Genomic DNA, 12,110 nt, shown 5'->3' with positions numbered 1-12,110 from the left:
GGCCTACGTCTCCTTTTCGACGCTTAGCGTGTGAGGCAAACGTCGATCCAACAAGCTTACCCAGCGCACCAGCACCGGCGCATCACTATGACTTACCTCCCCCAACAGGCGCCGGAACGCTTCTTTTGCCGCCTGGTCATGGGGAGCAATACGCGTCAACCAGAGCTCCAGGGCCGCTAGTTCCTGATGGCGATTGCCATGTTCTCGCGCCTGGTTGATTGCCATATCGGCCAAGGCTCTCACTTCACTGGCGGGATGACCCAGCAAATCACGCACCCTAGCCAGCTGTGTCGCCAGCTCGGGCAAAAATAGTGTGGTGCGCTCTCGGGCAATCACCAAGCACTGATCCAGGTACTCTTCGGCGGCCTTCAACTCACCAAGCTCGATACAGGCGTCCGAATACCATAAAACAGGACGTTGGAACCGGTCACGCCCGTTCAGCTCGGCCATCTGATCCAGACTGTCTCTCAGTTGCACCAACCCGGCATGATCTCCCGCCATGGCCTTCTGCCAGCCCAGCATGCCCTGAGCAGAAATCTGCCACAGCTGTAGATCAGGCGTTCCCGTCATCGCCGCCGCACGCTCAGCGTGACGGGCAGCGAGATGTACATGGCCCAGCTGGCGATACAAAGCGGCGGCGAACAACAGCGCCATGGCCAGTGTCCCTGGATGGCCGATTTTCTCGGCCAACCGAATGGCCGACGACACGTGTCGTTCGGCGCGCTGATAGTCACCGCGCAAACAGAGCGCCCACCCCTGAAAGCAGGCCGCCGTTACCTGCGGGTGATCCGAAAACGGCAGCCACTCGATCATCATGGGCGCATTGAGTGGATCGATTTCATCCAAGTGATCATGAGCCTGCTGAATGCGCCCTGCCCAATATTCACAGTGTGCCCGGGCGTAGTCGGCCAGACGCCGATAGCGGGGGTCCTCCAGGCGTTCGGCGATATCTGCTAGCGTCGAGGCGAGGGCAAACGCATCTGCATGGGCATAGCGCTGGCTGCGGCCCACCCATAGCCCCCACTTCACCAAGAAAATTTGCTCGAGATCCTCCGGGTCGTCCGGCGTATCGCCACCCGATTGACGCAGTAACTCCCGCGCGCGCACGAAACTCTCATGAGCCGTGGGCGAGCCGTGGCCCTCTAGCGCAAAGGCTGCTTGGCCACGAACGGTCAGCAGACTCACCTCGCGCTCCACCTCATGCTCGACATGGCGCAAGCTCGCCAAACCAAAGTCCGCCATCCGCAGCGCCGTTCGGTTGGCGCTTACTTTTAGCGCTTCACGGGCAGACAGCTCGAAATAGCGCGCACCCCGGGCATAGTGACCGCTACGCCGTAGGTGAGTCGCGAAATCTCCAGGATGGCGGCTGATCCATACTGGGAAACGCTCTTCGATCAAGGTAACGACCTGCTGGTGTAACTTGACCCGCACGTCGCGAGGACAGGAGAGGTACGCCGCCTCCTGCAGCAACTGATGGCTAAACTGGTATTCGTGCTCAGCGCTCTCTTTATCAACCGGCTCGATGACCTCCAGTTGACGCATGTGCTCCACCGCTTGCGAGAGCCGCGCCTTCTCCCATCCGCTGCATTCAGCCAAGAAATCCAAGCGAAAACGCTTGCCCAGAACGGCGGCAATATGAGCAATCTCTCGATCGCCTTCCAACTGGTCGATACGACTCGCCAACAGCCCCAGTAAACCCTTGGGCAACTCGTCGAACTGAACGCTGCGACCTTCGCGTCGATCCATATCGAGCCGTCGGCAAATCTCCTGCATATAGAGCGGGACGCCGTCACAGCGCTCAATGATCTGGTTGCGCAAACGGGGACTCAAATGCATACGGTAGCGACGCGACAACTGCGAGAGCAGCCGCGAGGATTGCAGTGCATCAAGCTTTCCGAGGCTGATCTGTTGATCCCAATGCAGCTTGACCGGCAGCGCCTCTCGACCGTGATGGCTAGCCACCAGCATGAAGGCCGTATTGATCGGCAGGCGGGCCTGTAAACCAGCAAGGACCTTGAAGGAGGGCTCGTCTAGCCACTGCAAGTCATCGACCATCAAGACGAGCGTCTGGGCACTAGCGCGCTGATCGATCAGACGATGCAGCAGCTTCACGACCAGCTCGACCGCTTCACCATTTTGCGTGAGCTGGGTAATTTCCTGAACGTCTCTCACCCCTAGCGCTTCTTCCAGCAATTGTTGACGCGCAGCGTCCAACGGCGCGTCGCCTAGCGCTGCTTGCAACTGGTGCAACCCTGCTAACGTCGGCGTAGTGTCCAGGTGCCACGCCAGCAGCGTTCGCGCCACCCCATAGGGCTCTAGTACGGACAAGCGCGTGGTAGGCTGCCAACAGATTGCAGCGTCGCGGCTTAGCTCTAGCTGACGAAACCCCACCATCAACGCCGATTTCCCCATTCCAGAGGCACCGCGTACGAGAACGCTTTGGCGTAAACCAATACCTGCGCGCGCCAGAGCATCGCGCAGGGTTCGCAGCGACGTCTCGCGGCCGACCAAGCTTGGCGGTAGCGCGTCGCGGCCACCCTCGTTCTGGCCCAACACCAGTGCGCGTAAGCGAACGCGTCCATCACTGGCCACCAGCCGCGAGACCAAACGCGGCTGTAGGTCTAGCGCCGGCGGCATGTGCTGACTGGCTTCTTGGGAAATCACCAGTTCACTGCCTTCGGCGGCACTCATCAACTCGAGCGATACCTGAGTGACCTGGCCCAGGGGGTCGGCTAGCTGACGCTCGGGCAAATAGACTACCCGTCCACTATTGAGACCTGCCGCTAGCTCGAAGGTGGGGGCCTCGCCGTCACCACTCCAGTGGCGTTCGGTTTCTTGAGTGAGCGCCTGCTGGCAATGCTCGTAAAGCGCCACTAGCTCGGCAAGCTGGTGCGCCGGACCATGAGTACCAAAGCACGCCAACCCCAATCCCCCTGTGGCTCCTGGCAACCAAAAACCACCCAAGTGATGGCACTGCTGTTCTAGCCAGCGCATCAGTTCCAGTTGAAGCGCCAGGCAGTTACGGGTGGCTGCGCGATCTTGCCAGTCCCCTTTCAAACGTAAACGAATCGCCATGACCGACAATTGGCGAAGTTCGATCTCATCTTCACGCAGCGGCTTGCTATCGGCGGCCAACGCACGAGAGAAAGCTCCCTGGGGAGACATCGCTCGTGGGTCATGGTGGCCGTCGGACCAATAGCTCGCCAATTGCAAAAAACTAGGCTCAGGTTGCTGGCCCGACAGCGCCAGCAACTGTAAGTAGCTATTGTATTGCTCATGAGCAGCCGCCATTTGATTCTGCTCCGCCAACTGGCGCACCAACCGCTCATGGAAAGGTCCATAGCCTGAAAAGCGGCTTACCAAGCCCTCCAGCATATCGTTAGGCGTCTCGTCATGGCTCTCCAACACCTGTTCGGCGAAGCGTATGACACGCTGGCGCCATTCGTTACGCACCTGCACCAGCCAGCGCTGAAACTCGCTACAGTTGGACAACTGCAGCTCCTCGATGAGGTCACCCTGGTAGCAGGCCATTACCTCTTCGAGCGTATCAAGATCCTTTGGGCCTTCCAGCAATTGCTGCAAATCGTGTAGATCGACTTGCCAATGGGCAGGTAGATGAAAAGCGATCGTCTGACGAGAAACGTTCAGCACTTGGTCAGCGCTTTCCCCCATCGACTGCCGCAGGCAGTGCAGCGCATGGCGCAAGTTGGTACGGCCAGACGATAATCCCTGATCTGGCCAGAGCAGCTCTGCCAGCGCTGCCCGATTGACCGGCTGGCGATGCAACAGCAGGTACACCAGCAGAGCTTTCACTTTGTCGTAACTAAAATGAGTGAGTACGTCCTCTCCCTGCGTCAAGGAGAAGTGACCAAACAAGGTCAGCTGATCTGTCTGTTGAGCATCGCGCATGGAATACTTCCTGCCTGGCTAGCGGCGGCTTAGGCGGGCACACCGCTATGAAAACGAAACGCCGTATCCGGAGCAGTGATCAACTCCGCTTCACGTGCGATAAAGAAGGCAATACGATCATCGATCGGCTCTGCAGTCTGTTGACGCGCCAACAGCAGATAATCTTCGAAATGGCGTCCTTCGGATTTCACAAGCGTGCGGTAAAACTTTGCCAGCTCTTCGTCGAGATAAGGGATGAGACGTGCGAACCGCTCACAGCTACGCGCTTCGATCAGGGCACCGATAATCAATACATCGATCAAGCGCTCTGGATCATGACTGCGCACATGCTGTCGCAGCCCTTCGGCATAGCGCGACGCAGTGAGGTGATGGTACGTCACTCCGCGCTTCTCCATGAGACCGACTACCTGCTCGAAGTGGAGCAGCTCTTCACGGGCCAACTGAGACATTTTACTGAGCAACAGCGGTTGATCGACGTAGCGATACAGTAGGCTCATGGCCGTAGAAGCCGCTTTCTTTTCGCACTGCGCATGATCGATCAGCAGTATGTCCGGATTGGTAAGCGCCCACTGAAGCCAGCTATCCGGTGTGGGGCAGGCCAGAAACGCATGCAGGCTTTCTGGCAGCAAATCTTCCGCCTGCATGGCGTGGTCTGCTGTTTTAAGTTCGACTAATTGTATAGACATATTACCGCTACCGAGCGTTTATCACACTATTGTACAACATATAAACGCCGTTGGCGTTTGTTCCCTAAAAACCGAAGGCCACTTATTACTATGGCGCTCCAATTTCCATATAGCATATCGCTAATATATAAGCTTGGTTTATTTGATGCTCCACACACCCCATAAACCTAGTGGTGACGCGTTAACCCTCGTCTATGGCCATGGTAACGCGGCATAACAATAATCACACCCGCGCTTACCGTAAAACAGCCCGATTGGTAAAAAACTTTCAGCTAGGGAGCACAGTAACGAAAAAAACGGCTTAGAAGGAGCCAAAAAACAGCACCTCAACATAAAGTACAAGCAAGCACTTAGCTTGGCTTCTTAACATTGTCGACAGTTTCCCGTAGAATCCCGCTCATCCACCAGACGCTGTTTGTCAAGCGTCTGTCACGTGTCCGAACGCCTCACCCACCGTGCTAGCAGTCGTTCGGCACCACTGAGTCATCACTACCAAGAAGATGAGAGGGCCCCAACGTGCTTGAAGCTTACCGCCAACATGTCGAGGAACGCGCCGCAGAGGGCGTCCCCCCCAAGCCCCTGACCGCCGAGCAAGTCGCGGCCTTGATCGAATTACTCAAAGCGCCCCCGGCCGGTGAAGAGGAATTCATTCTCGACTTAATCACCAATCGCGTTCCTCCCGGTGTCGACGAAGCCGCCTACGTCAAAGCTGGCTTCTTGACGGCCATTGCCAAAGGGGAAGCGACCTCTCCGCTGATCGATAAAATTCACGCGGTCAAACTGCTCGGCACCATGCAAGGCGGCTACAACATCGTTTCGATGGTAGAGCTACTTGATAATGAAGAGCTAGCCCGTGAAGCAGGTGAACAGCTGAAGCACACCCTGCTAATGTTCGATGCCTTCCACGATGTGGAAGAGCGTGCCAAGAAAGGCAACGTCGTTGCCAAAGACGTGATTCAATCCTGGGCCGATGCCGAATGGTTCCTCTCCAAGCCCGCGCTAGAAGAGAAAATCACCCTGACCGTCTTCAAGGTACCCGGTGAAACCAACACCGATGACCTCTCCCCCGCCCCGGATGCATGGTCACGCCCCGATATTCCGCTGCATGCCAACGCCATGCTCAAAAACGAGCGCGAAGGCATCGAGCCTGAAGTACCGGGCTCCACGGGCCCGCTCAAGCAGATCGAAGACGTCAAAGCCAAAGGTTTCCCAGTGGCCTATGTCGGCGACGTCGTTGGCACCGGCTCTTCGCGTAAGTCTGCTACCAACTCCGTGCTGTGGTTCTTCGGTGACGACATTCCTTATGTCCCGAACAAGCGCGCCGGTGGTTTCTGCTTCGGTGGCAAAATTGCGCCTATCTTCTTCAACACCATGGAAGACTCCGGTGCGCTGCCCGTAGAAATGGACGTTTCCAAACTAGAAATGGGCGACGTCATCGACGTTTACCCCTATGAAGGCAAGGTGTGCAAACACGGTACCGATGACGTGCTGACCACCTTCGAGCTGAAAACTCAGCTCATTCTCGACGAAGTTCGCGCAGGTGGCCGTATTCCACTGATCATCGGCCGGGGCCTGACCGGTAAAGCGCGCGAGTCGCTAGGCTTGGCGCCTTCAGACGTTTTCCGACTGCCCGATCAGCCGGCCGATACTGGCAAAGGCTTTACGCTAGCGCAGAAGATGGTGGGTAAGGCTTGCGGCATGGACGGCGTTCGTCCCGGCATGTACTGCGAACCGAAGATGACCACCGTAGGCTCCCAGGACACCACGGGCCCAATGACCCGCGACGAGCTGAAAGATCTTGCTTGTCTTGGTTTCCAAGCCGATCTGGTCATGCAATCGTTCTGCCACACGGCGGCTTATCCGAAACCGGTTGACGTAGACACTCACCACACCCTGCCGGACTTCATCATGAACCGAGGCGGCGTTTCGCTGCGCCCAGGTGACGGCATTATCCACAGCTGGCTAAACCGCATGCTGCTGCCGGATACCGTGGGCACCGGCGGTGACTCGCACACCCGCTTCCCGCTGGGCATTTCCTTCCCCGCCGGTTCGGGCTTGGTCGCGTTTGCGGCGGCCACGGGCGTGATGCCGCTGGATATGCCGGAATCCGTTTTGGTGCGTTTCAAAGGCAAGCGCCAGCCGGGCGTCACGCTGCGCGACTTGGTTCACGCCATTCCGTTGTACGCCATCAAACAAGGCCTACTGACCGTCGAGAAATCCGGTAAGAAAAACGCCTTCTCGGGCCGCGTACTTGAAATCGAAGGCCTGGAAGACCTCACCGTCGAGCAGGCATTCGAACTCTCCGATGCCTCCGCCGAGCGCAGCGCCGCTGGCTGTACCATCACGCTGTCTGAAGAGAGCGTGACGGAGTACCTGAAATCCAACATCACGCTGCTCAAGTGGATGATTGCTAATGGCTACGGCGACGAGCGCACCATCAGCCGTCGTATCGAAGGCATGGAAGCGTGGCTGGCCAATCCGAGCCTAATGCGCGCCGACAAAGACGCCGAGTACGCCGAAGTCATCGAAATCGATCTCTCTGACATCAAAGAGCCAGTTTTATGTGCACCGAACGACCCGGATGATGCGCGTCTTCTGTCCGACGTGGCTGGTGAGAAAATCGACGAGGTGTTCATCGGTTCGTGCATGACCAATATCGGTCATTTCCGCGCGGCCGGTAAGCTACTCGAAAAACAGCCTGCGGGCAGCCTGAAAACCCGTCTGTGGCTCGCACCGCCGACCAAAATGGATCAGCATCAGCTGACCGAAGAGGGTTACTACGGCATCTATGGCCGTGCAGGCGCTCGCATGGAAATGCCGGGATGCTCTCTGTGTATGGGTAACCAGGCACGCGTTGCCGCGAAAAGCACCGTCGTGTCCACGTCTACACGTAACTTCCCGAACCGTCTAGGCGATGGTGCCAATGTCTACCTCGCCTCAGCAGAGCTGGCAGCGGTTGCCGCTGTAGAAGGTCGTCTGCCCACCGTTGATGAGTATCAGCGTTACATGGGCGAGTTTGACGCCCTGGCAGGTGAGATCTATCGTTACATGAACTTCCACGAAATCGAGGAGTATCAAAAGATTGCCTCGAACGTGATACCGGTCGCCCAAGAGGCCTGATAGCCCGTGGCACCGACCCATCGCCGATGCTCGCAACATCGCAGCCAGGCTAATCCCTCGCTGAGTCGATGACAAAACGCCCCTTCCTTCGATGGTAGGGGCGTTTTTTTATGGCACATTCAATCAAGGAGTTACCCATGACAACGACAAGCGCAGTGATCACCCCCGATCTATGCGATGCCTATCCCGAGGTAGAGGTACTAGAGCCTCTCTTCGCTAACTTTGGCGGTGTCGACAATTTTTATGGCCCCATTCGCACCGTGAAATGCTTCGAAGATAATTCGCTGGTCAAACAAGCCGTGGCGGAACCAGGCGAAGGGGCCGTCCTGGTGGTCGATGCGGGTGGATCGCATCGCTGTGCCATGTTAGGCGATATGTTGGCAGAGAAAGCCGCACAAAACGGCTGGGCGGGAGTCGTCATGTACGGCTGTGTACGAGATGTCGATATTCTTGCAACACTGCCTTTAGGTATCCAAGCCCTCGGCAGTCATCCCCGCAAAAGTGACAAGCGCGGTGAGGGCCAGCGTGACCTTGCCGTGACCTTTGCAGGCGTTACGCTTAGGGTTGGTCAGTGGCTTTATGCTGACAACAACGGCATCATCATCGCCGAACAGCCGCTCAAACTCTCTTAGCATACTTGCCAGGGGTGGCAGAGAGTGCCACCCTGAAGCTTTACTTTGACACTTTCGTGACCATGCAGCCGCTCACTCTATTAGGCCACGCCCTTCTTCGTACCCTGCGAGACCACCTTCGACCACTGATTGCTTATCACCTACTGTTTACCTTACTGGCATCCGCTCTGCTGCTGCCTACGGTTGCCTGGCTGTCGCAGCGTTTTCTAGCACAGCTAAACCGCACGGTGGTGACCACAGACGCCCTACTCGCGCTGCTGTTCAGCCCCCTGGGGTTACTGGTCATGCTCGTCGGCTTCGGCCTGACGTTTTTACTTATCTACTGGCAGCAAGCGGGTATGTTACATGTCGCTGTCAGGCCGAAAGACCATCACTACCGACTGGCCCTGGAGGCACTGTGGTTAGGCACGCGACGTCTGCCGGCGCTAGCCGTGCTGGTCGTTTTACAAGTCGGAAGTCATCTCCTACTTCTGGCCCCCTTCATGGTAGCGCTCACATGGCTCTACGATCTTTGGCTAAGCGGCCTCGACCCTTATTACCTGCAGCGCATTCGCCCCCCCGTACTGTGGTATTTTCTGGCCTGTGCGCTACCCCTCGTTCTGCTATGGATGCTGCTAGCCGCTTGGCTTTACCTGCGCTGGCTACTGGCGCTGCCGCTCGTGGCATTAGAAGCCTACTCGCCTCTCCAGGCGCTAAAACACAGCGTGCATTTGACCCGCGGCTGGCATCGCTCGATTGGCGCAGCCGTCCTCATCCTGCTGGCCATCATCATTAGCTTGCCGATCCTCACTACTTGGCTATTCGACAGCGTGGTCACCCCGCTACTGTGGTGGCTGCCGGAACACAATGCCCTGTTGATACCGGCCATGCTGGTCTACTTGACCGGCTATGTGCTCATCACTCTGGCCATGACGTTTTTGGGGATTACCACCAATGCCTTGCTGTCGGCGTGTCTGTATATGCAACTCGCCCATCACAAAACACGTCCGGCACCGCCATCATCCAATGCACATACGGGTCGCATGGCCTGGGCGCTGGAGCTCTGTGTGCTGCTGCTCGCTGGCCTGCAGGCGTGGTGGATTCTCAACAGCTTTGACATTCGCGACAACGTCACCATCATCGCCCATCGGGGTAGCTCCATGGTAGCACCGGAAAACACCCTGGCCGCCGTATCACAAGCACTAGAAGATGGCGCCGACGCCGTTGAACTCGATGTACGTTTGAGCGCCGACCAGCAGGTCATGCTCTATCACGATCGAACGCTCGCCCGCCTCACTGGCGACCCAAGGGAATTCGGCGATCTGACTCGTCGTGAACTGAGCGAATTCGATGTCGGCAGTTGGTTTGGCGATGCTTTTCAAAACGAGCGCATCTCGGGGCTGGATGACGCTCTTGGCATCGTGCGCGGACGGGCGTCACTAATGATCGACATGAAAGCGTTACCGGGCCAAGAGCAGATGCTTGCTCAAGCCGTCATCGATGCTCTCCAAGAAGAGAGCGATCTGCGCTATCGCTGTTGGGCCACGCAGCAAAGCGCCCTGAGCGGCATGACCGCTTGTGGCTTTCCCAACGCGCTAATGGAGATGCGCATCGCGACCATGTCGCCTGATCTGGTGCGTTACATCAAAGCAAGGGCTCCCGAACTAAGGGTTACGCTGCTGGCGCAACTGATATTGCCAGGCACCCTGGATCGCCGCCAATTTGACGCCCTGGGCTTGCGCCATAATCGTATAACGGGTCAAGAGGTCAGCTTGGCGGCAAGCTTTGGGTATGAGATCCATGCTTGGACGGTCAATGATCGAGCGAGAATGTCGACACTCATCGATTTGGGTGTCGATGCGATCATTACCGACTACCCTGATCGGCTTCGTGAGCTAATAGAAGACCGCCGATCGCTGAGCGACGGCGGCCTCATGCTGGTCAAACTTCGCAACTGGCTACGCCAGTGAATCGGGTTCACTCGCCCATGACAACGCCTTCACGGCGAGGATCGGCTCCGCCAAATAGAGTGCCATCCTCCAAGCGCCGAATCGCTTGCAGGCCGCTTGTCAGCTCACGTTCGCTGACGGTGTGACCACGTTCGCGCAACGCTTCGATGGTCGAATCTGGAAAACGCCCCTCCTCTAGATAGACATCACCACCCAGCGTGATGGCATGAGGTAGATTGAGCGCTTCTTGAGCGTTCAGCCCCCAATCACGCATGGCCGCCAGGGTGCGCGCGGTATAATGAATGATGGCCGCGCCACCGGGAGACCCCAGGCTCGCCACTAACTCGCCGCTTTCTTGATCGAAAACCAGCGTAGGACTCATGCTTGAGCGAGGACGTTTACCTGGCTCGACACGGTTGGCCACCGGCTGACCATCGATTTCTGGGGTAAAAGAGAAATCCGTCAGCTCATTGTTGAGCAAGTAGCCGCCCGGCAAATCGGTGCCGCCGTCCGCTAACAGCCGCGATCCAAAGGCCTGCTCGATGGTGGTCGTCATTGCAATCGCATTGCCGTCGGCATCGACGATACTGATATGACTCGTACCGTACTCAGGCTGTTCCGGCTGGCTGGCAAAGCTGACGGCCAGTTCCCCTGGGTTGCCCGGCTCGGCGCTCTCACCCATGCTTTCGTCGCCAATCAATTGGCTGCGCTTGTCCAGATAATCGGGTGCCAACATCAGTGACCAGTCACCGCCCGGCGCGTCGACGAAATCAGGATCGGCGATGTAACGTCCACGGTCAGCAAAGGCGAGTCGAGAAGCTTCCAAGAACTGATGCAACCAACCACTGCTGGTCACGCCATCCTCCAACGGCGCTTCAAGCAGCGGCTGCTGATCCATCATGCCCAGAATCTGCATGACGGTAAGATGACCAGATGAGGGCGGAGGAAAACCACATACTTCCCACTGCTGCCAGGGCGTACACAGCGGCTCACGCGCTAACGACTGATAACCGCTGATATCCTCCAGCGTCATGGTACCGGGCCGCACCGGGTGTGACTGCACTTGCTCTACCAAATCCTCCGCGACCGCCCCCTCATAGAATGCGGCGCTTCCCTCATCCGCGATACGGCGCAAAATGGCCGCCAACGCAGGATTTTTCAGGGAGGTGCCGACTTCAAGCGGTTCGCCCTCGGCGGTGTAATAAAATGCCCGAGCACGCTCGTTCTGTCGCAAGGCCTCGTCGTTGGCAAGACTGGTATGCAGTCGCTGACTGACGGCAAACCCCTCTTCTGCCAACGTGATGGCGGGTGTAAAAAGCTCTCGCCAAGGGAGCTGACCATGCTCAGCGTGGGCCTGCTCCAGCATGCGGACGGTACCCGGCACTCCCACGGAGAGACCACTGGCAACGGCGCCCATGAAGGGTAACGGCTCACCATTTTCCATGAACAGTTCGCCTGTCACCGTGGCAGGGGCCGTTTCACGCCCGTCATAAGCTTGCACGTCCGCCCCGTCAAAGTGCATTAGAAACGCCCCGCCGCCGATACCGCTGGACTGCGGCTCGACCAGCGTCAGTACCATTTGCACGGCGACTGCCGCATCAATGGCATTTCCTCCCGCCTTGAGCACTTGGTAGCCTGCATCGGTGGCCAACGGGTTGGCAGCGGCCACGGCAAAGGTCTCGGCTGCCCAGCCAGGTTTCTCTTCGAAACCCGATCCAACTTCTGGGGTAATAGAAGGGGTTTCGTAGCTAAACCCCCAACTCACCATGGGCACCAGCAGTAAACCAGTGAGTGAGAGAGCCCTTGTTGGACGCATCGCTTTTCTCCTTGAACCT

At 57.6% G+C, this 12,110-nt stretch carries 6 protein-coding genes; 3 read left to right on the top strand and 3 right to left on the bottom strand.

Going from position 1 to position 12,110, the window contains the following annotated elements; all coding sequences use genetic code 11:
* Positions 1-3: 3 nt before the first annotated feature.
* Together FRH_RS13955 and FRH_RS13950 are read right to left on the bottom strand one after the other, a co-directional pair.
* Positions 4-3,909 carry an AAA family ATPase gene (locus tag FRH_RS13955; RefSeq protein ID WP_281997054.1) on the bottom strand — a complete coding sequence of 1,302 codons (3,906 nt, stop codon included), beginning with the start codon at positions 3,907-3,909 and terminating at the stop codon, positions 4-6.
* A 29-nt stretch (positions 3,910-3,938) separates the two neighbouring features.
* A complete protein-coding gene (locus FRH_RS13950) occupies positions 3,939-4,595 on the bottom strand; it encodes a tRNA-(ms[2]io[6]A)-hydroxylase (protein WP_139528035.1) in 657 nt (218 codons plus the stop codon).
* 516 nt (positions 4,596-5,111) lie between these two features.
* Between FRH_RS13950 and acnB the strand changes: the two genes are divergently transcribed.
* The 3 genes from acnB (at position 5,112) to FRH_RS13935 (ending at position 10,296) form a co-directional block, all read left to right on the top strand.
* On the top strand, positions 5,112-7,715 hold the full coding sequence (acnB, locus tag FRH_RS13945; RefSeq protein ID WP_139528036.1) for a bifunctional aconitate hydratase 2/2-methylisocitrate dehydratase: 2,604 nt from the start codon (positions 5,112-5,114) through the stop codon (positions 7,713-7,715).
* Between the two features lie 137 nt (positions 7,716-7,852).
* Entirely contained in the window at positions 7,853-8,347 is a 495-nt protein-coding gene (gene rraA, locus FRH_RS13940; RefSeq protein ID WP_153843876.1) for a ribonuclease E activity regulator RraA, read from the top strand.
* Between the two features lie 62 nt (positions 8,348-8,409).
* Positions 8,410-10,296, top strand: a complete 1,887-nt coding sequence (locus tag FRH_RS13935; RefSeq protein ID WP_255303973.1) for a glycerophosphodiester phosphodiesterase family protein — start codon at positions 8,410-8,412, stop codon at positions 10,294-10,296.
* 7 nt (positions 10,297-10,303) lie between these two features.
* Here the strand turns inward: FRH_RS13935 and ggt are convergent, their stop codons facing one another.
* The gene (ggt, locus tag FRH_RS13930; RefSeq protein ID WP_139528038.1) at positions 10,304-12,091 is read right to left on the bottom strand and encodes a gamma-glutamyltransferase; all 1,788 of its coding nucleotides are present in this window, start codon (positions 12,089-12,091) and stop codon (positions 10,304-10,306) included.
* Positions 12,092-12,110: the final 19 nt, after the last annotated feature.

The sequence above is a fragment of the Halomonas sp. A020 genome (assembly GCF_027943625.1).
GTDB classification, from domain to species: domain Bacteria; phylum Pseudomonadota; class Gammaproteobacteria; order Pseudomonadales; family Halomonadaceae; genus Vreelandella; species Vreelandella piezotolerans.
The sequence above is the reverse complement of the archived record's forward strand: the minus strand, read 5'-3'. Positions and strand labels throughout refer to the sequence as shown.